The organism is Serratia sp. MF1(2023), assembly GCF_030954545.1.
GTDB classification, from domain to species: Bacteria; Pseudomonadota; Gammaproteobacteria; order Enterobacterales; family Enterobacteriaceae; genus Serratia; species Serratia sarumanii.
The window spans coordinates 1-22862 of the sequence record NZ_JAVHUX010000009.1 but is presented as its reverse complement, the minus strand read 5'-3'; the positions used below and the strand labels follow the sequence as shown (position 1 = coordinate 22862).

At 60.5% G+C, this 22862-nt stretch carries 24 protein-coding genes; 18 read left to right on the top strand and 6 right to left on the bottom strand.

What is annotated here, in order from left to right; genetic code table 11:
* The first annotated feature begins 56 nt into the window (after window positions 1–56).
* The 10 genes from accD (at window position 57) to hisP (ending at window position 9487) form a co-directional block, all read left to right on the top strand.
* Window positions 57–965, top strand: a complete 909-nt coding sequence (gene accD / locus REA38_RS05770; protein ID WP_025303691.1) for an acetyl-CoA carboxylase, carboxyltransferase subunit beta — start codon at window positions 57–59, stop codon at window positions 963–965.
* Window positions 966–1156: 191 nt separating this feature from the next.
* Window positions 1157–2422 carry a bifunctional tetrahydrofolate synthase/dihydrofolate synthase gene (folC, locus tag REA38_RS05765; RefSeq protein ID WP_043147763.1) on the top strand — a complete coding sequence of 422 codons (1266 nt, stop codon included), beginning with the start codon at window positions 1157–1159 and terminating at the stop codon, window positions 2420–2422.
* The gene (dedD, locus tag REA38_RS05760; protein ID WP_308885305.1) at window positions 2423–3157 is read left to right on the top strand and encodes a cell division protein DedD; all 735 of its coding nucleotides are present in this window, start codon (window positions 2423–2425) and stop codon (window positions 3155–3157) included.
* 234 nt (window positions 3158–3391) lie between these two features.
* The gene (gene cvpA, locus REA38_RS05755) at window positions 3392–3892 is read left to right on the top strand and encodes a colicin V production protein (RefSeq protein WP_004936119.1); all 501 of its coding nucleotides are present in this window, start codon (window positions 3392–3394) and stop codon (window positions 3890–3892) included.
* A 21-nt stretch (window positions 3893–3913) separates the two neighbouring features.
* Window positions 3914–5431 (top strand): amidophosphoribosyltransferase, encoded by a 1518-nt coding sequence (purF, locus tag REA38_RS05750; RefSeq protein ID WP_019453742.1) that lies wholly within the window; start codon window positions 3914–3916, stop codon window positions 5429–5431.
* 131 nt (window positions 5432–5562) lie between these two features.
* Window positions 5563–6135 carry a UbiX family flavin prenyltransferase gene (locus REA38_RS05745; protein ID WP_033635347.1) on the top strand — a complete coding sequence of 191 codons (573 nt, stop codon included), beginning with the start codon at window positions 5563–5565 and terminating at the stop codon, window positions 6133–6135.
* A gap of 304 nt (window positions 6136–6439) precedes the next feature.
* Entirely contained in the window at window positions 6440–7222 is a 783-nt protein-coding gene (gene hisJ / locus REA38_RS05740) for a histidine ABC transporter substrate-binding protein HisJ (RefSeq protein ID WP_033635346.1), read from the top strand.
* A gap of 82 nt (window positions 7223–7304) precedes the next feature.
* Complete coding sequence (locus REA38_RS05735) at window positions 7305–7991, top strand: histidine ABC transporter permease HisQ (protein ID WP_033635345.1); 687 nt, start codon at window positions 7305–7307, stop codon at window positions 7989–7991.
* Window positions 7988–8692: an ABC transporter permease gene (locus REA38_RS05730; RefSeq protein WP_033635343.1), complete on the top strand. Its 705-nt coding sequence runs from the start codon at window positions 7988–7990 to the stop codon at window positions 8690–8692. The genes REA38_RS05735 and REA38_RS05730 overlap by 4 nt, the downstream gene beginning before the upstream one ends.
* Before the next feature lie 21 nt (window positions 8693–8713).
* The gene (hisP, locus tag REA38_RS05725) at window positions 8714–9487 is read left to right on the top strand and encodes a histidine ABC transporter ATP-binding protein HisP (protein WP_004936098.1); all 774 of its coding nucleotides are present in this window, start codon (window positions 8714–8716) and stop codon (window positions 9485–9487) included.
* Window positions 9488–9494: 7 nt separating this feature from the next.
* Here hisP and REA38_RS05720 read toward each other — a convergent pair whose 3' ends face one another.
* From REA38_RS05720 to yfcG, 3 genes are all read right to left on the bottom strand, one after another.
* On the bottom strand, window positions 9495–10409 hold the full coding sequence (locus REA38_RS05720; RefSeq protein ID WP_049233926.1) for a TIGR01777 family oxidoreductase: 915 nt from the start codon (window positions 10407–10409) through the stop codon (window positions 9495–9497).
* A gap of 16 nt (window positions 10410–10425) precedes the next feature.
* Window positions 10426–10797 (bottom strand): dihydroneopterin triphosphate 2'-epimerase, encoded by a 372-nt coding sequence (gene folX, locus REA38_RS05715; protein WP_033635340.1) that lies wholly within the window; start codon window positions 10795–10797, stop codon window positions 10426–10428.
* Window positions 10798–10906: 109 nt separating this feature from the next.
* The gene (gene yfcG, locus REA38_RS05710; RefSeq protein WP_033635339.1) at window positions 10907–11536 is read right to left on the bottom strand and encodes a GSH-dependent disulfide bond oxidoreductase; all 630 of its coding nucleotides are present in this window, start codon (window positions 11534–11536) and stop codon (window positions 10907–10909) included.
* 233 nt (window positions 11537–11769) lie between these two features.
* Here yfcG and yfcE point away from each other — a divergent pair, with 233 nt between their 5' ends.
* The gene (gene yfcE / locus REA38_RS05705; RefSeq protein WP_033635338.1) at window positions 11770–12321 is read left to right on the top strand and encodes a phosphodiesterase; all 552 of its coding nucleotides are present in this window, start codon (window positions 11770–11772) and stop codon (window positions 12319–12321) included.
* Between the two features lie 99 nt (window positions 12322–12420).
* Window positions 12421–12966, top strand: a complete 546-nt coding sequence (gene yfcD, locus REA38_RS05700; protein ID WP_004936086.1) for an NUDIX hydrolase YfcD — start codon at window positions 12421–12423, stop codon at window positions 12964–12966.
* A gap of 54 nt (window positions 12967–13020) precedes the next feature.
* On the opposite strand, the gene REA38_RS05695 is transcribed toward yfcD, so the two are convergent.
* Window positions 13021–14040 carry a LacI family DNA-binding transcriptional regulator gene (locus REA38_RS05695; protein WP_004936083.1) on the bottom strand — a complete coding sequence of 340 codons (1020 nt, stop codon included), beginning with the start codon at window positions 14038–14040 and terminating at the stop codon, window positions 13021–13023.
* A 310-nt stretch (window positions 14041–14350) separates the two neighbouring features.
* Here REA38_RS05695 and REA38_RS05690 point away from each other — a divergent pair, with 310 nt between their 5' ends.
* The 5 genes from REA38_RS05690 (at window position 14351) to REA38_RS05670 (ending at window position 18388) form a co-directional block, all read left to right on the top strand.
* On the top strand, window positions 14351–14794 hold the full coding sequence (locus REA38_RS05690) for a PTS sugar transporter subunit IIA (RefSeq protein ID WP_308885295.1): 444 nt from the start codon (window positions 14351–14353) through the stop codon (window positions 14792–14794).
* Between the two features lie 92 nt (window positions 14795–14886).
* On the top strand, window positions 14887–15168 hold the full coding sequence (locus REA38_RS05685; RefSeq protein ID WP_025303676.1) for a PTS sugar transporter subunit IIB: 282 nt from the start codon (window positions 14887–14889) through the stop codon (window positions 15166–15168).
* 23 nt (window positions 15169–15191) lie between these two features.
* Window positions 15192–16571, top strand: a complete 1380-nt coding sequence (locus tag REA38_RS05680; RefSeq protein ID WP_004936074.1) for a PTS ascorbate transporter subunit IIC — start codon at window positions 15192–15194, stop codon at window positions 16569–16571.
* 13 nt (window positions 16572–16584) lie between these two features.
* Window positions 16585–17436, top strand: coding sequence for a transketolase (locus REA38_RS05675; RefSeq protein ID WP_033635336.1), 852 nt, complete (start codon window positions 16585–16587; stop codon window positions 17434–17436).
* Window positions 17429–18388 carry a transketolase family protein gene (locus tag REA38_RS05670; protein ID WP_039564982.1) on the top strand — a complete coding sequence of 320 codons (960 nt, stop codon included), beginning with the start codon at window positions 17429–17431 and terminating at the stop codon, window positions 18386–18388. The genes REA38_RS05675 and REA38_RS05670 overlap by 8 nt, the downstream gene beginning before the upstream one ends.
* Window positions 18389–18453: 65 nt before the next feature.
* On the opposite strand, the gene pta is transcribed toward REA38_RS05670, so the two are convergent.
* Both pta and ackA read right to left on the bottom strand, forming a co-directional pair.
* Window positions 18454–20610 carry a phosphate acetyltransferase gene (gene pta / locus REA38_RS05665; protein WP_033635332.1) on the bottom strand — a complete coding sequence of 719 codons (2157 nt, stop codon included), beginning with the start codon at window positions 20608–20610 and terminating at the stop codon, window positions 18454–18456.
* A 74-nt stretch (window positions 20611–20684) separates the two neighbouring features.
* The gene (gene ackA, locus REA38_RS05660; RefSeq protein ID WP_197771705.1) at window positions 20685–21887 is read right to left on the bottom strand and encodes an acetate kinase; all 1203 of its coding nucleotides are present in this window, start codon (window positions 21885–21887) and stop codon (window positions 20685–20687) included.
* Window positions 21888–22245: 358 nt separating this feature from the next.
* On the opposite strand from ackA, the gene yfbV reads away from it, so the two are divergent.
* On the top strand, window positions 22246–22701 hold the full coding sequence (yfbV, locus tag REA38_RS05655; protein ID WP_004936061.1) for a terminus macrodomain insulation protein YfbV: 456 nt from the start codon (window positions 22246–22248) through the stop codon (window positions 22699–22701).
* Window positions 22702–22862 lie beyond the last annotated feature (161 nt).

Here is a 22862-nt window from a genome sequence, read left to right as displayed (position 1 = left end):
TGTTAAAGCATGAACAGCGGACTGGCGTGTGCCAGGTTCAAACAGAAAGGTCATCGATGAGCTGGATTGAACGAATTCTTAACAAGAGCAATATCACACAAACCCGTAAGGCGAGCATTCCTGAAGGGGTCTGGACCAAATGCGACAGCTGCGGCCAGGTCCTCTACCGCGCCGAGCTGGAGCGTAATCTGGAAGTGTGTCCGAAGTGCGACCACCACATGCGCATGGGCGCGCGCGCGCGCCTGCATACCCTGCTGGACGAAGGCAGCGAAGTGGAGCTGGGCAGCGATCTGGAGCCGAAGGACGTTCTGAAATTCAAGGATTCCAAGCGCTATAAAGATCGTCTGGTCGCCGCACAGAAAGCGACCGGCGAGAAAGACGCGCTGGTGGTGATGAAGGGCACGCTGTACGGCATGCCGATCGTCGCGGCCTCCTTCGAATTCGCCTTCATCGGCGGCTCGATGTCTTCCGTGGTCGGCGCGCGTTTCGTGCGTGCGGTTGAGCAGGCGCTGGAGGACAACTGTCCGCTGGTGTGCTTCTCCGCCAGCGGCGGCGCGCGCATGCAGGAAGCGCTGATGTCGCTGATGCAGATGGCGAAAACCAGCGCGGCGTTGGCCAAGATGCAGGAGCGCGGCTTGCCGTACATCTCCGTGCTGACCGACCCGACTATGGGCGGCGTTTCCGCCAGCCTGGCGATGCTGGGCGACATCAACATCGCCGAGCCGAAAGCGCTGATCGGCTTTGCCGGCCCGCGCGTCATCGAGCAGACCGTGCGCGAGAAACTGCCACCGGGCTTCCAGCGCAGCGAGTTCCTGATCGAAAAAGGCGCGATCGACATGATCGTTCGCCGTCCGGAAATGCGCCAAACGTTGGCGAGCATTCTGTCCAAGCTGACCAACCAGCCGCAGCCGCATTTCGATGAGGCCGCGCCGGTCATTGAGCCGGAGCCGCAGGCCGACGCCTGAGGCAAAGACAGATCCCGCCCGGGTTCAGCCGCCACTTTGTGGCTAAGTGACGGCTGATGCCCGTTCCCTGCCGGCCGTGGCCTATCTCGCTGCGGTTTGCAGGCTGGCGGCAGTCACGAAGCGCATCGCCTTTACCGCGGTGAGGGTGGTGCCCTGATGGATTAATGAACCCAAGTTCAGTGATGGGACTCATGCAAAACCACCAAATTCCCCAAGCCACGTCGCCATTGAGCTCGTGGCTTTATTATCTGGAACGTCTGCACAGCCAGGCGATCGAACTCGGCCTTGAGCGCGTACAGCGCGTCGCGGCGCATCTGGATTTACTGACCCCCGCCCCCACGGTGTTCACCGTTGCCGGCACCAACGGCAAAGGCACCACCTGTCGCACCCTCGAAGCCATTCTGCTGGCCGCCGGCCTGCGCGTCGGCGTCTACAGTTCGCCGCATCTGGTGCGCTATACCGAACGCGTGCGCATTCAGGGGGAAGAGCTGAGCGAAGCGGAGCACAGCCGCTCGTTCGCCGCCATTGAGGCCGGCCGCGGCGAAACGTCGCTGACCTATTTCGAATTCGGCACCCTGTCGGCGCTGCAGCTGTTCAAACAGGCGCGGCTCGACGTGGTGATCCTGGAAGTGGGCCTGGGCGGGCGTCTCGACGCCACCAACATCGTCGATCCGAGCGTGGCGGTGATTACCAGCATCGCGCTCGATCACACCGACTGGCTGGGCAACGATCGCGAAAGCATCGGCCGCGAGAAGGCCGGCATTTTCCGCAGCGGCAAGCCGGCGGTGGTGGGCGAACCCGACATGCCGGACAGCATTCGTCAGGTTGCCGAAACGCTGGGCGCGCCGCTGTATCGCCGCGGCGAAGCCTGGAGCTTCAGCGAGCAGGGCGATCGCTGGCAGTGGCAGGGCGGCGACACGCTGCTGACCGATCTGCCGACGCCGAACGTGCCGCTGGCCAACGCCGCTACCGCGCTGGCGGCGCTGAACTGCTCCCCGCTGGAAATCGACGAACGCGCGATCTTCACCGGGCTGCAGCAGGCGACGCTGCCGGGGCGTTTCCAGATCGTGCGGCGGGAGCCGACGCTGATCCTCGACGTGGCGCACAACCCGCACGCCGCCGGCTATCTGGCCGGGCGTCTGGCCAAACTGCCGCGCGAAGGCGGCAAGGTGCGCGCGGTGGTGGGCATGCTGTCGGACAAGGATATCGCCGGCACGCTGGCCTGCCTGAGCGAGCAGGTGGATGAATGGTACTGCGCGCCGCTCGACGGGCCGCGCGGCGCCAGCGTCGAACAGCTGGCGCAACATCTGAAGGAACCGCGCCGCTTTAATGATGTCGAAACTGCCTGGCGGCAGGCTATGCAGGATGCTGATAAACAGGATATTGTGATCGTCTGTGGATCGTTCCACACCGTGGCGCAGGTGATGGCGGCGTTAGACGAGATGCGGGGAGTGTGAGTGGCGAGTAAATTTCAGAACCGACTGGTCGGAACCGTGATTCTGGTGGCGCTGGGGGTGATCATCCTGCCAGGGCTGCTGGACGGCAAAAAGAAGCATTACGAGGATGAATTTGCGGCCATTCCGTTGGTGCCGAAACCGGGCGATGTCGAAGAGAACGACGTGCTGCCGCCGGTGACGCAACCGCTGCCGGCGCAGCCGCCGGAAGGGGCGGGCGCGCTGGTCGAGCAGCAGGCGGCCAATGAAGCGGCGGCGCAACAGGCGGTGCGGCAGAGCGCTCAGCAGCCGACGCAGGTGGCGCCGCCGGTCGAGACGCGTCCTCAGCCGGTGCCGCAGCCCAAGCCGAAACCGGTGGAAACCAAACCGGTGGAAGTGAAACCGAAACCGGCACCGCAACCGAAGCCGGTTGAAGTGAAGCCGGTGCCGAAGCCGGAGCCGACGCCGAAACCTGAGCCGGCGCCGCAGCCGAAACCGGCGGAAGAAAAAGCGCCGGCAGGGCAAGCCTATGTCGTGCAGCTCGGGGCGCTGAAGAACGCCGCCAAGGCGAACGAGATTGTCGCCTCGCTGCGCCTCTCGGGCTACCGCGCCTTCACCGTGCCGTCAACGCCGGTGCAGGGGCAGATAACCCGTATCTACGTCGGCCCTGACGCCTCCAGGCAGAAGCTGCAGGCGGCGTTGCCGTCGCTGAACTCGATCAGCGGGCTGAGCGGGCAGGTGAAGCCGTACGGCCGTTAAACCCCGCAGGGGCGCAGCACGATGCGCCCCTGAATGAAGGAGTGGTGGAGAGAAAGCGAGAAAAACCGCGCCTTTTACAGGCGAAATCACCTATGTAGGCGCGGCGATTGAGAATTTTTTGATCGCCGCTTTTTATTTGTAACGTGGTAGGAAATCCCCTACGCAAACGTTTTCTTTTTCTGTTAGAATTCGCCGCGAATTGGATGCAGGGGCGATTCATCATTGGAATAGTTCATGGTCTGGATTGATTACGTCATTATAGCGGTAATTGGATTTTCGGCTCTGGTGAGCCTGATCCGAGGGTTTGTTCGCGAAGCATTGTCACTTGTGACATGGGGATGTGCGTTTTTTGTTGCCAGCCATTTCTACTCTTACCTTGCGGTCTATTTCACTCGTTTTGAAGATGAACTGGTGCGAAACGGCATCGCGATCGCGATTTTGTTCATCGCGACCTTGATCGTAGGGGCTATTGTTAACTATGTGATTAGCTCACTGGTAGAGAAAACCGGGTTGTCGGGCACCGACCGGGTGCTGGGCATCTGCTTCGGCGCGCTGCGCGGAGTATTGATCGTCGCGGCGATCCTGTTCTTCCTGGATACCTTTACCGGCTTTTCACAGAGTGCCGACTGGAAACAGTCGCAGCTCATTCCCCAGTTCAGTTACGTCATCAGGTGGTTCTTTGACTACCTGCAGAGCACGTCGAGTTTCTTGCCGACCCAATTGCCGGGGCGGTAGCGCTGATGAGGAAAAGACAACATGTGCGGTATTGTCGGTATCGCCGGTTTCATGCCGGTAAACCAGTCGATTTATGATGCGCTGACGGTGCTTCAGCACCGTGGCCAGGATGCCGCAGGCATCGTCACCATTGACGCCCACAACGGGTTCCGTTTGCGTAAAGCCAACGGCCTGGTGAAGGATGTGTTTGAGGCGCGCCATATGCAACGCTTGCAGGGCAACATGGGTATTGGCCATGTGCGTTACCCGACGGCCGGCAGCTCGAGCGCCTCTGAGGCCCAGCCTTTCTACGTCAACTCGCCGTTCGGCATTACGCTGGCCCACAACGGTAACCTGACCAACGCCCATGAGCTGCGCCAAAAGCTGTTCGAAAGCGGCCGCCGCCATGTCAACACCACCTCCGACTCGGAAATCCTGCTGAACGTGCTGGCCAGCGAGCTGGACCGTTTCCCGCACTACCCGCTGGAGGCCGACAACATCTTTACCGCGGTCGCCGCCATGCATCAGCAACTGCGCGGCGCTTACGCCTGCGTGGCGATGATCATCGGCCACGGTCTGCTGGCGTTCCGCGATCCGAACGGCATTCGCCCGCTGGTGATCGGCAAGCGCACGCTGGAGGATGGCCGCAGCGAGTACATGGTGGCTTCCGAAAGCGTGGCGCTGGATACCTTGGGCTTTGAGTTCCTGCGCGACGTGGCGCCGGGCGAAGCGGTGTATATCACCACCAAGGGCCAGCTGTTCACCCGCCAGTGCGCAGAGAACCCGAAAACCAACCCGTGCCTGTTCGAATACGTTTATTTCGCGCGCCCGGACTCCTTTATGGACAAGATCTCGGTCTACAGCGCCCGCGTGCGCATGGGCCAGAAGCTGGGCGAGAAGATTGCCCGCGAGTGGGAAGATCTGGATATCGACGTGGTGATCCCGATTCCGGAAACCTCCTGCGACATCGCGCTGGAGATCGCGCGCATTCTCGAGAAGCCCTACCGCCAGGGCTTTGTGAAGAACCGCTACGTCGGCCGCACCTTCATCATGCCGGGCCAGCAGGCGCGTCGTCAGTCGGTGCGCCGCAAGCTGAACGCCAATCGCGCCGAGTTCCGCGACAAGAACGTGCTGCTGGTGGATGACTCCATCGTGCGCGGCACCACGTCGGAACAGATCGTCGAGATGGCGCGCGAAGCGGGCGCCAAGCGGGTGTACCTGGCTTCCGCCGCGCCGGAAGTGCGTTTCCCGAACGTTTACGGCATCGACATGCCGAGCGCCAACGAACTGATCGCCCACGGGCGCGAAGTGGATGAAATTCGCCAAATCATCGGCGCCGATGGGCTGATCTTCCAGGACCTCGACGATCTGATCGAAGCGGTGCGCGAAGAGAACCCGGACATCACCCAGTTCGAATGCTCGGTGTTCAACGGCATCTACGTGACCAAAGACGTCGACCAAAGCTATCTGGAATACCTGGAGTCGCTGCGCAGCGACGACGCCAAGGCGCTGCGGGTGCAAACCGAAGCGGAAAATCTGGAACTGCATAACGAAGGCTAACCGCCTGTGTTGATCCATCAGGGTGCATCGCCGCGTCTGCGGCGGTGCGCCTTGCTCCTCTGACTTGCTTATCCCTCGCCATTGCGGCAAAGTCTGCCTGATCTTACTTTTTACGGCAGAGGCCATTTTCCATGAAACGACTCATCATCGGCATTTCCGGCGCCAGCGGCGCTATCTACGGCGTGCGCCTGTTGCAGGTTTTGCGCGACGTCGCAGAGGTGGAAACCCATCTGGTGATGAGCAACGCGGCAAGACAGACGCTGGCGCTGGAAACGCCGTACAGCCTGCGGGAAGTGCAGGCGCTGGCCGACGTGGTGCACGATGCGCGCGACATCGCCGCCGGCATCTCCTCCGGCTCCTTCAAAACCCTGGGCATGGCGATTTTGCCTTGCTCAGTCAAAACCCTGTCCGGCATCGTCAACAGTTACAGCGACGGGCTGCTGACTCGCGCCGCCGACGTGGTGCTCAAAGAGCGCCGCCGTTTGGTGCTGTGCGTGCGGGAAACGCCGCTGCATTTGGGTCACCTGCGGTTGATGACCCAGGCGGCGGAGATGGGGGCGGTGATCATGCCGCCGGTGCCGGCGTTTTATCACCAGCCGAAAAGCGTGGAAGACATCATCGATCAGACCGTCAATCGGGTGATCGATCAGTTTGATATCGAACTGCCGGCCGATCTGTTCACCCGTTGGCAGGGCGTCAGTTAACATTTTAATCCCCAAATTGGCACATTTGTGCAACACCGCACTGAATTAGGGCGGCGCATGCACCATAATGATCCTACTTCATCACGTTCACTGTTTCATGGCGCCGCCTTGTCGCGGCTGCCAGTGGCGCGGCCCCGAGCGGCCGATTTAATTTTGCGGTTATCGTCCCAGGAAACAGTATTGTGAAGGCCGGAGCCGTTCCCTCCGCCCGTAGCACCTAATGTGGCACGATTACTGCAAATTGATTTGGTGGGGAAAAGTAATGCCCGTAGTGGCATCAAAAAAATCAATTTGAGGGTAATTTATGAAAAAGCTGGTTAAGGTTCTTCCTTTAGTCTTGGCTTTGGCGGCCGCAAACAGCGCATTCGCCGCTATCCCATCGACATTGAAGATCGGCACCGATCCGACTTATGCGCCGTTTGAATCCAAAAACGCCAAAGGCGAGCTGGTCGGCTTCGATATCGATTTGGCCAAAGAGCTGTGCAAACGCATAAATACCCAATGTACCTTCGTGGAGAGCGACTTTGACGCGCTGATCCCATCACTCAAGGCGAAGAAAATCGACGCCATCATCTCTTCGCTGTCCATCACTGAAAAACGCCAGCAGGAAATCGCCTTTACCGACAAGCTGTATGCCGCCAACGCGCGTCTGATCGCGCCGAAGGGCTCCAAGCTGTTGCCTACCGTGGACGCCCTGAAAGGCAAGAGCGTGGGCGTGCTGCAGGGCACTACCCAGGAAGCCTACGCCAACGCCATGTGGCAACCGAAGGGCGTCACGGTGGTGCCTTACCAGAACCAGGATCTGGTCTACGCCGATCTGGCGTCCGGGCGCATCGACGCCGCCTTCCAGGATGAAGTGGCGGGCAGCGACGGCTTCCTGAAACAGCCGCCGGGCAAAGACTACGCGTTCGCCGGCGAATCGGTGAAGGATGACAAATTCTTCGGCGTCGGCACCGGCATGGGGCTGCGCAAAGCCGATACCGAGCTGAAAGCGGCGCTGGACAAAGCCTTCGCCGAAATGCGCAAAGATGGCACCTACGATAAATACGCGAAAAAGTACTTCGACTTTGACGTCTACGGCGGGTAATCCGCTAACCGTTCCATGCTGTGACTGCGGGGCCGGTGTGCCGGCCCCGATGGTTCGGATCCTAGACCACAGGGTGAAGTAGATGCTGCAAGGCTATTCCCAACTGATTTTCGAGGGGGCTCTGGTGACGCTGGAGTTGGCCCTCAGTTCCGTATTGTTGGCGGTGGTGATCGGGTTGATCGGCGCCGGCGGCAAACTCTCCCACAACCCCCTTATTTCCGGCCTGTTCGGCGCTTACACCACGCTGATCCGCGGCGTGCCCGATCTGGTGCTGATGCTGCTGATCTTTTACGGTCTGCAAATCGCGCTGAACAATATCACTACGCTGCTGGGCTTCTCGCAGATCGATATCGATCCGCTCGGCGCCGGCATCATTACCCTCGGTTTTATCTACGGTGCTTATTTTACCGAGACCTTCCGCGGCGCCTATCTGGCGGTGCCGAAAGGGCAGATCGAAGCGGCGACGGCCTACGGCTTCAGCGGCGCGCAGATCTTCCGGCGCATTCTGTTCCCGGCGATGATGCGTTTCGCCTTGCCGGGCATCGGCAACAACTGGCAGGTGATCCTGAAGGCGACGGCGCTGGTGTCGATCCTCGGCCTGAACGACGTGGTGAAAGCCACGCAGCTGGCGGGGAAAGGCACCTATCAGCCGTTCTTCTTCGCCATCGTGGCCGGCGTGGTGTACCTGATCTTCACGACCGTTTCCAACGGCGTGCTGCTGTGGCTTGAACGGCGTTACTCACTGGGCGTCAAGAGGGCCGAGCTATGATCGAGATTTTGCAACAGTATTGGCAGTCGCTGCTGTGGAGCGACGGCTACCGTTTCACCGGCGTGGCGGTAACGCTGTGGCTGCTGATCGCTTCGGTGGTGATGGGCGGGCTGCTGGCGATCCCGATGGCGGTGGCGCGTGTCTCTTCCATCCGCTGGGTGCGTTTCCCGGTGTGGCTCTATACCTACGTGTTTCGCGGCACGCCGCTGTACGTGCAGCTGCTGGTGTTCTACTCCGGCATGTACAGCCTTGAGATCGTGCGCGGCAGCGAGTTTCTCAATGCGTTTTTCCGCAGCGGGCTCAACTGCACCATCCTGGCGCTGACGCTCAACACCTGCGCCTATACCACCGAGATCTTCGCCGGGGCGATCCGCTCGGTGCCGCACGGTGAAATCGAGGCCGCCAACGCCTACGGTTTCTCGCGCTTCAAGATGTATCGCTGCATCATTTTGCCTTCGGCGCTGCGCACCGCGCTGCCGGCCTACAGCAACGAAGTGATCCTGATGCTGCACTCCACCGCGCTGGCGTTTACCGCCACCGTGCCGGATCTGCTGAAGATTGCGCGCGACATCAACGCCGCGACCTATCAGCCGTTTTACGCTTTCGGCATCGCGGCGGTGCTGTACCTGATCATCTCCTACGTGTTAATCAGCCTGTTCCGCAAGGCTGAAAAACGCTGGATGGCACACGTTAGTCACTGATAAATGACGGGAAGAAAAACCATGTCTGAGAATAAATTAGCCGTCACGGAACTGCACAAACGCTATGGCGACCACGAAGTGCTGAAGGGCGTCTCGCTGGCGGCCAACGCCGGGGATGTGATCAGCATCATCGGCTCCTCCGGCTCCGGCAAAAGCACCTTTCTGCGCTGTATCAACTTCCTCGAGAAGCCGAGCGAGGGCTCGATCAGCCTGAACAACGAAGACATCCGCATGGTGCGCGACAAAGACGGCCAGCTGAAGGTGTTCGACAAGAAGCAGCTGCAGCTGCTGCGCACTCGCCTGACCATGGTGTTCCAGCATTTCAACCTGTGGAGCCACATGACGGTGTTGGAGAACGTGATGGAGGCGCCGGTGCAGGTGCTGGGGCTGAGCAAGGCCGACGCGCACGAGCGCGCGGTGCGTTATCTGGATAAGGTGGGCATCGATGAGCGGGCGCGCGGCAAATACCCGGTGCACCTGTCGGGCGGCCAGCAGCAGCGCGTTTCTATCGCCCGCGCGTTGGCGATGGAGCCGGAAGTGCTGCTGTTTGACGAACCGACGTCGGCGCTGGATCCCGAGCTGGTGGGCGAGGTGCTGCGCATCATGCAGAAGCTGGCGGAGGAGGGGAAAACCATGGTGGTGGTGACGCACGAAATGGAGTTTGCGCGCCACGTTTCCAACCACGTGATCTTCCTGCATAAAGGGTTGATTGAAGAACAGGGGCCGCCGGCCGAGCTGTTCGGCAACCCCAAAAGCCCGCGCCTGCAACAGTTCCTGTCCGGCGCGTTGAAGTAACTTCAGATCAGCGGGCTTCGGCCCGCTGATTAATCACGTCATCCAGCGCCTGCTCCAGCTCCAGATAGCGGAAGTGGAAGCCGGCCTCCTCCAGCCGCTTCGGCACCGCCCGCTGGCCGCCGAGCACCAGCACCGCCGCTTCCCCCATCAACAAACGCATGACGAACGCCGGCACCCGCAGAAACGCCGGGCGATCGAGCACGTTGGCCAATTGGGCGGCGAACTGCTCGTTATGCACCGGGTAGGGGGCGACCATGTTGAACGGGCCGGTGAGCGTGGCGTGATCCAGCAGATAAATAATGCCGTTGACCATGTCGTCGAGATGGATCCACGGCAGGTATTGGCGGCCGTCGCCGATCGGGCCGCCCAGCCCGAAGCGGAACGGCGGCAGCATTTTGGCCAGCGCGCCGCCCTGCGGCGCCAGCACCACGCCGGTGCGCAGCAGGCAGACGCGGGTGGCGTCGCTCTGCACCTGCAGCGCCAGCGCTTCCCAGCGTTGGCACAGCTGGTGGGTGAATTCGTCGTGCGGCGGCTCCTCTTCGGTGACCACCGCCTGCCCCTGATCGCCGTAGTAGCCAACGGCGGAACCGGAAATCAGCACGCCGGGCGGCGTGCTGCCGGCCTTTATCAACTGCGCCAAGCGTTCGGTCAGATCCCAGCGGCTATGACACAGCCGCTGCTTCTGCTGTGCGCTCCAGCGCTTGTCGGCGATAGGTTCGCCCGCCAGATTGATCACCGCATCGAAGTCATCCAGCGACTGCCGGTCGTCCAGCGTGCGCCAATAGCTCGGCTGGTCGCCGAGCCGGGCCCGGGCCCGCCGTTCGTCTCGCGTCAGTACCGTAATATGGTGAGAAAGCGCCAGCAGCCTGGCCGTCAGGCTGCTGCCTATCAATCCCGTTGCGCCGGTGATCAGGATCCGCATGGTCGACCTCCCTGAGTTAGTCCCTGCGATAGCTCATGGTCATGGAGACAGAATCGGCGTAGCGCAGAGCCAGAAGTTTATCTATCTCCACTTCAGCATAGGTCACCCAGGCGTGTTCTTTTACGATATCGAGCACATCCTGCGTTAATTTTTCCAGCAACGCGAAACGGTTATCTTCCACATGGCGGATGATCGCTTTGGTGATGGTGCGGTAGTTGAGCGCATCGGCGATGTCTTCGCTGTTGCGCGCCTTGTCCGCCGGGTAGTGGATCACCACGTTGATCAGGATGTCCTGTCGGTTGTTGATTTCCTCTTCCTTGATACCGATGAACGTGCGCAGCCGCAGATTTTTAATGCGAATAACGGCGTCGGGTTGACTGAAAGACATCAGAGATTCTCCATAGGTCTGATTATTGGCGTTCAGAATACACGGAAAGTAGGGAAATGATAACGCAGGGACGATGTGACTCCCCGGTGGCGGGGAGTCGGGGAGGCACTTAGCCTTGTTCGGCCAGCTTATAGGCGCGCTCGGTCGCCGGGCGGTTGCTGATGCGTTCGAACCAGTTGCGCACCGCCGGGTAATCCGCCAGATCGATGCGCTGGCGCGGATGCGACACCACCCACGGGTAGGTGGCGATATCGGCGATGCTGTAGTTGTCGCCGCCCAGGTACGGGTGTTTTTGCAGTTCGGCTTCCAGCACGCCGTACAGCCGCTTGGTCTCCAGATGATAACGCTCGATGGCGTAGGGCACCGGCTGCGGCGCGTAGTGGTTGAAGTGATGATTCTGCCCGAGCATCGGCCCGAACCCGGCCACCTGCCAGAACAGCCACTGCAGGGTGGCGGCGCGTTCGCGCAGGCCCTTGCTCAGCAGTTTGCCGGTCTTCTCCGCCAGATATAGCAGGATTTCACCGGATTCGAACAGGCTGATCGGCTCGCCGCCATCCACCGGTTGCTGATCGACGATCGCCGGGATTTTGTTGTTGGGAGAAATGCTCAGAAAGTCCGGTTTGAACTGCTCGCCGGCGCTGATGTTTACGCGATGGATACGGTAGGGTAAGCCGACCTCTTCCAAAAACAAGGTGATCTTGTGACCATTGGGAGTAGGCGCGTAATACAGGTCAATCATGTTGCCTCCTGCGGTAAGGTGATCTGTAATTCATTACACGTTGCTGCGGTCTTCGCCGCGCACAAAGGCATATCAGAGATCCAACAATAGCAGCTAAGGATAGCAGGCTATGTGGGATTCGTCCGATGCTATCTGCGCGGTTGGATCACAATTCTCCATCGGGGCGGGCGGCGGTTTGCCGCACGGCGCCGGCGCGGTAAAATGGCGCTTATTTCCCTCTATAGGACAAGGTTATGAAGCTGATGTTCGCCTCGGATATCCACGGCTCGCTGCCGGCTACCGAACGCGTGCTGGAATTGTTCGCACAAAACGGCGCCGACTGGCTGATTCTTCTGGGTGATTTGCTGAATCACGGCCCGCGCAACGCGCTGCCGGCCGGGTATCAGCCCGCTCAGGTTGCCGAACGATTGAATCGCTATAGCGACAAGATCATCGCCGTTCGCGGCAATTGCGACAGCGAGGTCGATCAGATGCTGCTGACGTTTCCCATCGAGGCGCCCTGGCAACAGGTTTTACTGCAAAAAAGACGATTGTTTTTGACCCACGGTCACCTTTATCATCCCTCGGCACTGCCGCCGTTATCCCGCGGTGACGTCCTGGCCTACGGCCATACGCATCTGCCGCAGGCGGAGCGGCAGGGTGAGATCTATTGCTTCAATCCGGGCTCGGTCAGCATCCCCAAAGGGGGCTTTCCGGCCAGCTACGGCATGTTGGATCGGGGCACTTTGCGCGTGCTGACGCTCGACGACGGCAAGGTCGTCGCGGAGGTGGCGTTAACACGCTAAACGCACTAATTTATACACACACAATAAAAATCTTTGAAAAGCACTCATTGATTAACCAGCGCGCGGGATGCATCGCGCCAAAATAGAAGGTTTTAGAGGATGGCGGAACAGGGTCAGGCTGCAGATACCGAATGGGTTGATATCGTCGACGAGCAAAACGAGGTGATTGCGCAATCCAGTCGTCAACAGATGCGGGCGGAGCGGCTGCGTCATCGTGCTACCTATATTGTGGTGCATGATGGGATGGGAAAAATTCTGGTGCAGCGTCGCACCGAGATCAAAGACTTCTACCCGGGCTGGCTGGACGCGACGGCGGGCGGCGTGGTGCAAAGCGGTGAAAACGTGCTGGACTCGGCGCGCCGCGAGGCGGAAGAAGAGCTGGGCATCGCCGGCGTGCCTTTCGCCGAACACGGTCTGTTCTACTTCGAAGAAGAGCAGTGCCGGGTGTGGGGCGCGCTGTTCAGCTGCGTATCGCACGGCCCGTTCGCGCTGCAGGAAGAAGAAGTGGCCGAGGTGTGCTGGCTGACGCCGGAAGAGATCACCGCGCGCTGCGACGAGTTTACTCCGGATTCGCTGAAGGCGCTGTCGCTGTGGCTGACGCGCAACAACGAACAGGATTACGGCAAGCCGCTCGACAACCACTGAGACGCCAACGCGTAAGAAAGCCGGTCATCGACCGGCTTTTTTTATGGTGCGGATTCAGCAGCTGTCGCGGCGGCACAGCGTGGCGGGCAGGGAACCTGCCGGCTGCCAGGGCTGCTCATTCAGCCGCGCCAGCAGCGCCTGGCCGGCCTGAATGCCGATGTCGCGATGCGGAATGGTCATGGTGGTCAGCGGCGGCTGGCACACCCGGCTGAACTCGCTGTTGCCGAACCCCACCACCGCCAGATTGTCCGGCACCTTGATGCGCCGCCGCTGGCATTCATACAGCGCGCCGCCGGCCAGTTCGTCCGAGGCGCACACCAGCGCGTCCAGCTCCGGCCAGGCCAGCAAGAATTCCGGCAGCTGCTGCGCGCCGGTGCTGAAGCTGGCGGGCTGCGCGGCGTTGATCACCCGATGCGGCGACATATGGTTGCGCAGCAGCGCCTTGTGCCAGCCCTGCAGGTGCTGCTGGAAGATCCACTGTTCCTGGTTGGCGCACAGCAGCCCGATGTTCTGATAGCCGCTGGCGATCACCGTTTGCGTCAGCTGATACATCGCCGCCACGTAGTCGATGCCGATGCTCATGTCGATCGGATCGGCGCGTACGGCGCCGATCTCCACCACCGGAATGTTGGCGGCGATCAGCGCGTTGCGGGCGTTTTGCGAATGCTCGACGCTGAGCAGCACCGCCGCCGCCAGGTTGTAGGAAAGCAGGGTCTCCAGCAGCTTCTCTTCGCGCTCCAGATGGTGCTGCGATTCCGCCAGCATGATGTGATAACCGGCCGGCTGCAGCACTTTCTGCAGGCCGGCGAACATCTCGGCGCAGCCGGATTCGGACAGGCTGGGCACCACCATGGCGATGGTGTAGGACGAGGCCGACGCCAGCGAGCTGGCGGCCAGGTTGGGCAGATACCCCAGTTCGCTTACCGCGGCTTCAATCTTCTCGCGCAGTTTGTCTGAAACCTGCTCCGGCGTGCGCAGCGCGCGCGACACCGTCATGGTGCCGACGCCCGCCAGCTGCGCTACGTCAGCCAACGTCACCCTGCCCGTGCTGCGTCGTTTTTTACCGATCGACATGCCTAATCCCGACTGAAATGCGCGCGCGGCGCATAAAAATGGTGAGGGCGGGAAGCCGACGGCGCGGCTTCGACGATCCCCGTATGCGGCACATTCTACCCCGTTACCCGAAAGAGCGAGAAAAAATTGTGGTTAACGCCATGCCGCGGCGCGGCTTTTTGATAGCGCTATCACAGATCTGCATGATAGCGCTTTGGTAGCGCTATCTTTGTGATATCCATCACTGTGTGGCCGGGAGGGGTTGATTAAAGTTTTACCGTCGTCGGTGAATTAATCACCGGCCGAAACCATCAACCTTTAGGAGGGTAACGTGCTGAAAGAGTGGCTGACCGCCGATCATATACAGCTGTGCGAACGGGTGGAGGGCTGGCGCCAGGCGGTCACGCTGAGCGCGCAGCCGCTGCTGCAAGACGGCGTGATCACGCCGAATTACCTGACGGCGATCTTTGATCAGCAGGAGAAGCTCGGCCCTTACTTCGTCCTGGCACCGGGCATTGCCATGCCGCACGCCCGGCCCGAAGAGGGCGCCAACGCGTTGGGATTATCGCTGTTGAAGATCCATCAGGGGGTGAACTTTCATTCCGCAGATAACGATCCGGTTCAGGTGGTGGTGATGCTTTCGGCGCCCGACGGCGATAGCCACATCGAATTGATTTCGCAACTGGCGGAATTATTTTCAGACAATCAGGCCATGGCGGCGTTATTTCACGCCAAAGATAAACGGCAAATCGAGGATATTATCGCCCGCTATTAACGCTTAATCACCAGGAATACCATCAATGCTAACAACGCCGGGAATATGACCGGCGGCGCTACCCTACACGCTAAATTCAACAGGTGGATATTATGAAAATCATGGCGATCTGCGGTTCCGGTCTCGGCAGCAGTTTTATGGTGGAAATGAACATTAAAAAGGTGCTGAAAAAGATGGGCGTGGAGGCCGAGGTCGAACACTCCGATCTGTCGTCCGCCACCCCCGGCGCCGCCGACGTGTTCGTGATGGCGAAAGACATCGCCGACAGCGCCAGCGTACCGGCCGAGCAGCTGGTGGTGATCAGCAACATCATCGACATTAATGAGCTGGAAGCCAAGCTGCGCGCTTACTTCGAAGCCCACTCAATCATCTGAATAAAACGATTGGCGAGGTGGATATGTTTATCCAGGAAACGCTTAAGTTTGTGGTGGATATATTAAAGGTGCCTTCGGTGCTGGTCGGGCTTATTGCGCTGATCGGTTTGCTGGCGCAAAAGAAATCGTTTTCCGACGTGGTGAAAGGCACGGTAAAAACCATTCTCGGCTTTATCGTTTTAGGCGGCGGCGCCACGGTATTGGTCGGGTCGCTCAATCCGCTGGGCGGCATGTTCGAACATGCGTTCAATATTCAGGGCATCATTCCGAATAACGAAGCCATTGTCTCCATCGCGCTGGAGAAATACGGTGCTTCCACCGCGCTGATCATGGCGTTCGGCATGGTGGCGAATATCGTGGTGGCACGCTTCACCCGGCTGAAATACATCTTCCTGACCGGCCACCACACTTTCTACATGGCCTGCATGATCGGCATCATCCTGACGGTGGCGGGCTTCGAGGGCGTGCAGCTGGTGTTTACCGGCGCACTGACCCTGGGGTTGGTGATGGCGTTCTTCCCGGCGATCGCCCAGCGCTATATGCGCCGCATCACCGGCAACGACGATATTGCCTTCGGCCACTTCGGCACCCTGGGCTACGTGCTGTCCGGCTGGATCGGCTCGAAGGTGGGTAAAAACTCGCGCTCGACCGAAGAGATGAACCTGCCGAAAAACCTCAGCTTCCTGCGCGACAGCTCCATTTCGATCTCGATGACCATGATCGTCATCTACCTGATCCTGGCGATCTGCGCCGGGCGGGCCTATGTGGAAAGCGAGCTCAGCGGCGGCCAGAACTACCTGGTGTATTCGATCATTCAGGCCATCACCTTCGCCGCCGGGGTGTTCATCATCCTGCAGGGCGTGCGCTTGATTCTGGCGGAAATCGTGCCGGCGTTCACCGGCTTCTCGGAAAAGCTGGTGCCTAACGCGCGGCCGGCGCTGGATTGCCCGGTGGTCTATCCCTATGCCCCCAACGCGGTGCTGATCGGCTTTTTGTTCAGCTTCCTTGGCGGATTGGCCGGGCTGTTCCTGCTGGGGCAGCTGAAGATGGTGCTGATCCTGCCCGGCGTGGTGCCGCACTTCTTCACCGGCGCTACCGCCGGGGTGTTCGGCAACGCCACCGGCGGGCGGCGCGGCGCGATGCTGGGCGCCTTCGCCAACGGGCTGCTGATCACCTTCCTGCCGGTATTGCTGCTGCCGGTGCTGGGGGCGTTGGGCTTTGCCAACACCACCTTCTCCGACGCCGACTTCGGCGCGATCGGCATCCTGCTGGGCAATATGGCGCGCTTTATGTCGAAAGAGATGATCATGCTGGCGATCGTCGCCGTGTTCGCGCTGCTGGTGGCGCATAACTTCCTGGGCAAACGCAAAGGCGCGCCGGCCGCTGACCGCGTCGAGAAATAACGAGGGCAGACTGATGAACTACACAACGAGCGAAACGGAAATTGAAGAGCTGCATGCCTTGGCGCGGGCGATCCGCCTGGAAACGCTGAAAGCGCTGACCGGGCTGGGCTTCGGCCACTACGGCGGCTGCATGTCGGTGGTGGAGACGCTGGCGGTGCTGTATGGCAGCGTGATGCGCATCGATCCGGCGGATCCGGACTGGCCGGAGCGCGATGACTTTGTGCTGTCGAAAGGACACGCCGGCCCGGCGCTGTACAGCACGCTGGCGATCAAGGGCTACTTCCCGCTGGCGGAGCTGAAGACCCTCAACCAGAACGGCACGCGTCTGCCGAGCCATCCGGACCGGCTGCGCACGCGCGGCGTGGACGCCACCACCGGCTCGCTGGGGCAGGGCGTGTCGATCGCCGCCGGCATGGCGTTGTCCCATCGGCTGGCGGGGCGCCGCAATCGGGTGTTCAGCATCCTCGGTGACGGGGAACTGAACGAAGGGCAGTGCTGGGAGGCGTTCCAGTTTATCGCCCACCACAATCTGAACAACCTGACGCTGTTCATCGATTACAACAAGCAACAGCTGGACGGCGCGCTGGACGAGGTGATCCAACCGTTCGATCTGGCCGCCAAGTTCCGCGCCTTCGGCTTTGAGGTGCAGACCATCAAGGGCGACGACATCGCGGCGCTGCTGGCGGCGGTAGCGCCGGCGCGCGGCGGCGAACAGCGGCCGCTGGCGATCGTGCTCGACAGCATCAAAGGGCAGGGCGTGGCCTATCTGGAAAACCTGTCGAACTCTCACCACCTGCGCTTGACGCCGGACGTGCAGCAGGAAATCGAAAAAGCCATCGCCGAACTGGAGGCCGCCCATGTTTAACGTAGTGACGCAGTTGGAAAACGACGCCGTCGAAATGCGCAAAGTCTACGCCGGCGCGGTGCGGCGGCAGATTGAGGCGGGCGCGCCGATCATCGCGCTGGAGGCGGATCTGATGAGCTCGATGGCGATGGACGGCGTACACAAGGATCACCCGCAGCACGTGATCAACTGCGGCATCATGGAGGCCAATGTGATCGGCGTCGCCGCCGGGCTGTCGCTCACCGGCCGGGTGCCGTTCGTGCATACCTTTACCGCCTTCGCCAGCCGCCGCTGTTTCGATCAGCTGTTCATGTCGCTGGATTATCAGCGCAACAACGTCAAGGTGATCGCCTCCGACGCCGGGGTGAGCGCCTGCCACAACGGCGGCACCCACATGTCGTTCGAGGACATGGGCATCGTGCGCGGGCTGGCGCATTCGGTGGTGCTGGAAGTGACCGACGCCACCATGTTCGCCGACATTCTGCGCCAGCTGATGGATCTGCGTGGCTTCTACTGGGTGCGCACCATTCGCAAGCAGGCGACGCGCATCTATCAGGAGGGCTCGCGCTTTACCATCGGCAAAGGCAACCTGCTGCGCGACGGCGACGACATTACGCTGATCGCCAACGGCATCATGGTGGCGGAGGCGCTGAAGGCGGCGCAGAGGCTGGCGCAGCAGGGCGTCAGCGCGGCGGTGATCGATATGTTTACCCTCAAGCCTATCGACCGTGAACTGATCAAAACCTACGCGGCCAAGACCGGGCGCATCGTCACCTGTGAAAACCACAGCATTCATAACGGGCTGGGATCGGCGGTGGCGGAGGTGCTGGCGGAAGAGTGCCCGACGCCGATGCGGCGAGTGGGGGTGAAGGAGCGTTACGGCCAGGTGGGCACACAAGCGTTCTTGCAACAGGAGTATGGCCTGACCGCCGAGCATATTCTGGAGGCCGCCGGGCAGCTGCTGGCGCGTTAGAGAGGATAAAAAGAAAAACGCCGGTCAATGACCGGCGTTTTTTTTATCACCTACCCCGAAGGGTATCAGGCCTTGGCGGCAGCGTCAGCCTGGGAAGACTGGATCGCCGTCAGCGCGACGGTGTAGACGATATCGTCAACCAGTGCGCCGCGCGACAGGTCGTTCACCGGCTTGCGCATGCCTTGCAGCATCGGCCCGATGGAGACCAGGTCAGCGGAACGCTGTACCGCTTTGTAGGTGGTGTTGCCGGTGTTCAGATCCGGGAAGATGAACACGGTCGCCTGGCCGGCTACCGGTGAGTTCGGCGCCTTGGACTTGGCAACGTCGGCCATGATGGCGGCGTCGTACTGCAGCGGGCCGTCGATGATCAGGTCCGGGCGTTTTTCCTGTGCCAGACGGGTCGCTTCGCGCACTTTCTCGACGTCGCTGCCCGCGCCGGAGTTGCCGGTGGAGTAGGAGATCATCGCCACGCGCGGCTCGATGCCGAAGGCGGCGGCGGAATCCGCAGACTGGATGGCGATTTCAGAAAGCTGCTCGGCGGTCGGATCCGGGTTGATCGCGCAGTCGCCGTAGACCAGTACCTGGTCAGGCAGCAGCATGAAGAACACGGAGGACACCAGCGAGCTGCCCGGCGCGGTTTTGATCAGCTGCAACGGCGGGCGGATGGTGTTGGCGGTGGTGTGAACCGCGCCGGAGACCAGACCGTCGACTTCGCCTTGTTCCAGCATCAGGGTGCCGAGCACCACGTTGTCTTCCAGCTGCTCGCGCGCGACCACTTCGGTCATGCCCTTGCTCTTGCGCAGCTCAACCAGACGCGGCACGTAGTTTTCACGCACGGCGACCGGATCGACGATTTCAATGCCTTTGCCCAGCTCAACGCCTTGCGCTGCCGCGACGCGCTGGATCTCTTCCGGGTTGCCGAGCAGCACGCATTCCGCGATGCCGCGTTCGGCACAGATGGCCGCCGCTTTCACGGTGCGCGGCTCGTCGCCTTCCGGCAGTACGATGCGCTTGCCGGCTTTACGCGCCAGCTCGGTCAGCTCGTAACGGAACGCCGGTGGAGACAGACGGCGTGAACGCTCGGAGGTGGCGGTCAGCGAGTCGATCCATTCGGTGTTGATGTGGCTGGCCACGTAGTTCTGTACTTTCTCGATGCGCTGGTGGTCGTCCGCCGGCACTTCGAGGTTGAAGCTCTGCAGGCTCAGCGAGGTCTGCCAGGTGTTGGTATCGACCATGAACACCGGCAGGCCGGTCTGGAAGGCGCGTTCGCACAGCTTCTTGATCGGCTCGTCGATGGCGTAGCCGCCGGTCAGCAGGATGGCGCCGATTTCCACGCCGTTCATCGCCGCCAGGCAGGCGGAGACCAGCACGTCAGGACGGTCTGCGGAGGTCACCAGCAGGGAGCCTGGGCGGAAGTGTTCCAGCATGTGCGGGATGCTGCGCGCACAGAAGGTCACGGACTTCACGCGGCGGGTCATGATGTCGCCTTCGTTGACCACGCGGGCCTTCAGGTGGCGAGCCATGTCGATGGCGCGGGTGGCGATCAGATCGAAGCTCCACGGCACGCAGCCCAGAACCGGCAGCGGGCTGTTGGCGAACAGCTGCGCAGGATCGACGTGGGCGATGCTGGCTTTGGTGGAGTCGTCGAAGATTTCGGACAGGTCAGGACGGGTGCGGCCCTGATCGTCGACCGGTGCGTTCAGCTTGTTGATGATCACGCCGGTGATGTTTTTGTTCTTGCTGCCGCCGAAGCTGGTGCGCGCCAGTTCGATGCGCTCTTTCAGCTGCGCCGGGGAGTCGTTACCCAGCGCCAGCACGAAGACGATCTCGGCGTTCAGGGTTTTGGCGATCTCGTAGTTCAGCGCGTTGGCGAACTGATGCTTGCGGGTCGGCACCAGGCCTTCGATCAGCACCACTTCCGCGTCTTTGGTGTTCTCGTGGTAACGCGCCACGATCTCTTCCATCAGCACGTCTTGCTGGTTGGAGCTCAGCAGGCCCTCAACGTAGTCCATGCGCAGCGGTTCGGCCGCCGGGATGGTGGAGTTGCTGCGGATGATGGTGGTGGTCTGGTCGAGCGCGTTGTCGCCGGTGCGCGGTTGAGCGATAGGCTTGAACACGCTCAGACGAACGCCTTTTTGCTCCATGGAGCGGATGACACCCAGGCTGACGCTGGTCAGGCCGACGCTGGTGCCGGTGGGGATCAACATAATAGTACGTGACACAGAATAGTCCTCTTCACGATTAACATGAGGCTAAAACAACACCGTCAGCCTGGGCTGACGGTGTTTTGAGAGCATTACGCGGTCAGGCGGGATGCGTCCTGCGCGATGACCAACTCTTCGTTGGTCGGGATCACCAGCGCCAGGCGGCTGCCGTCTTTGGTGATGGCGCCGGATTTGCCGAAGCGAGCGGCCATGTTGCGGTCGTGGTCGATTTCGAAGCCCAGCAGGCCCAGTTTGTTCAGGGTCAGCTCACGCACCATGCCGGCGTTCTCGCCGATGCCGCCGGTGAAGATCAGCGCGTCCAGACGGCCTTCCATCAGCGCGCTGTATGCGCCGACGTATTTGGCCAGACGGTGGCAGAACACGTCCATGGCGCGTTTGGCGTCGGCTTTGCTGTCGTAGTTGTCTTCAACGTAACGGCAGTCGCTGGTGACTTCGGTCAGGCCCAGCAGGCCGGATTCTTTGGTCAGCATCTTGTTGATCTGGTCAACGCTCATGCCCAGAGAATCGTGCAGGTGGAAGATGATAGCCGGATCGATGTCACCGCTGCGGGTGCCCATCACCAGGCCTTCCAGCGGGGTCAGACCCATGGAGGTGTCAACGCACTGGCCGTTGCGCACTGCGGTAACGGAACCGCCGTTGCCCAGGTGGCAAGTGATCACGTTCACTTCTTCCACCGGCTTGTTCAGCATCTTCGCGGCTTCCTGAGTCACGTAGAAGTGGCTGGTGCCGTGCGCGCCGTAGCGGCGAACGCCGTGGTCGCGGTACAGGCTGTACGGCAGGGCGTACAGGTAAGATTCTTCCGGCATGGTCTGGTGGAACGCGGTGTCGAACACGGCAACGTTCTTGTCGGCCAGGTGAGGGAAGGATTTCAGCGCTTCCGCGATGCCGATCAGGTGAGCCGGGTTGTGCAGTGGTGCAAACGGCACGGAATCTTTGATACCCTGCAGAACTTCGTCGTTGATCACGGCGGAAGCGGTGAACTTCTCGCCGCCGTGCACGATGCGGTGGCCGATGGCGGTCAGCTGCGCGGAAAGCTCTGGTTTTTGTGCCAGAATAGTATTAACGATGAAGTTCAGCGCTTCGCTGTGTGCAGCGCCGGCCCCCAGGGCAGCTTCGTGTTTGGCGCCGTCCATTTTCCACTTGATGCGAGCTTCAGGCAGGTGGAAACACTCGGCCAAACCGGAGAGGAATTCGTCGCCGTTAACGGCATCGATGATGGCGAATTTCAGAGAAGAACTGCCGCAGTTAAGAACCAGTACTAGCTTACTCGACATGGAAGTACCTACTTAAATAGTCGTGTTGTTAAAAGAAAATCGAAAACACGTGGTGAATTAATCGTCAATCAGACAACAAGCGTAGCGCATAGTGCCGATGACATTTATGATTAACATCATGTGACGTGCACAAATCACAGGATGATGGAAAAACCGATGATTTCTCTGCGGTTTAAATAATCTTGATTTTTATAGGGCTAAAAGTTGACAAAGTTTGCGTCATCTTCTACCGGCCACAAGGCCGGCTTAGGATACCGATAGCCCGGTGTAAACACAAAATAAATTTAAAGCTTCAAATTTTTTAGTATGGTCTCTGGCAGCACGCTTTTAGTTTCTTTACGTGACGTTGAGGTACGCAATGACGAGCAAACCGTCCGGTTCCGTAAGCTGGTTTCAGGTCTTCCAGCGCGGGCAGCATTATATGAAAACCTGGCCGTCGGACAAACGTCTGGCACCGGTCTTTCCGGAGAACCGCGTTGCGCGTGCCACCCGTTTCGCTATCCGTTTCATGCCGCCGTTGGCGATTTTCACGCTGACCTGGCAGATCGCGCTCGGCGGCCAGCTCGGCCCGGCGATCGCCACCGCGCTGTTCGCCTGCAGCCTGCCGATGCAGGGGCTGTGGTGGCTGGGGCGCCGTTCGGTCACGCCGCTGCCGCCGACGCTGCTGCAATGGTTCCATGAGGTGCGCAACAAGCTGACGGAAGCCGGGCAGGCGGTGGCGCCGCTCGAAGGCACGCCGACCTATCAGACGTTGGCCGATCTGCTCAAGCGCGCTTTCAAGCAACTGGACAAAACTTTCCTCGACGATCTGTAAATGAAAAAGGCCGCGTTGTGCGTAATGCCGATCGTTTAAGGATCAATTGACCGATCCGGTAGTTGCTGTAAAAAGGGTCCATGGCATCATCATGGACCCTTAAAATGGAACTTTCCCAGGCTCTTGGCATTATCAATTTCACCACACCCGAGCGTGCTCGT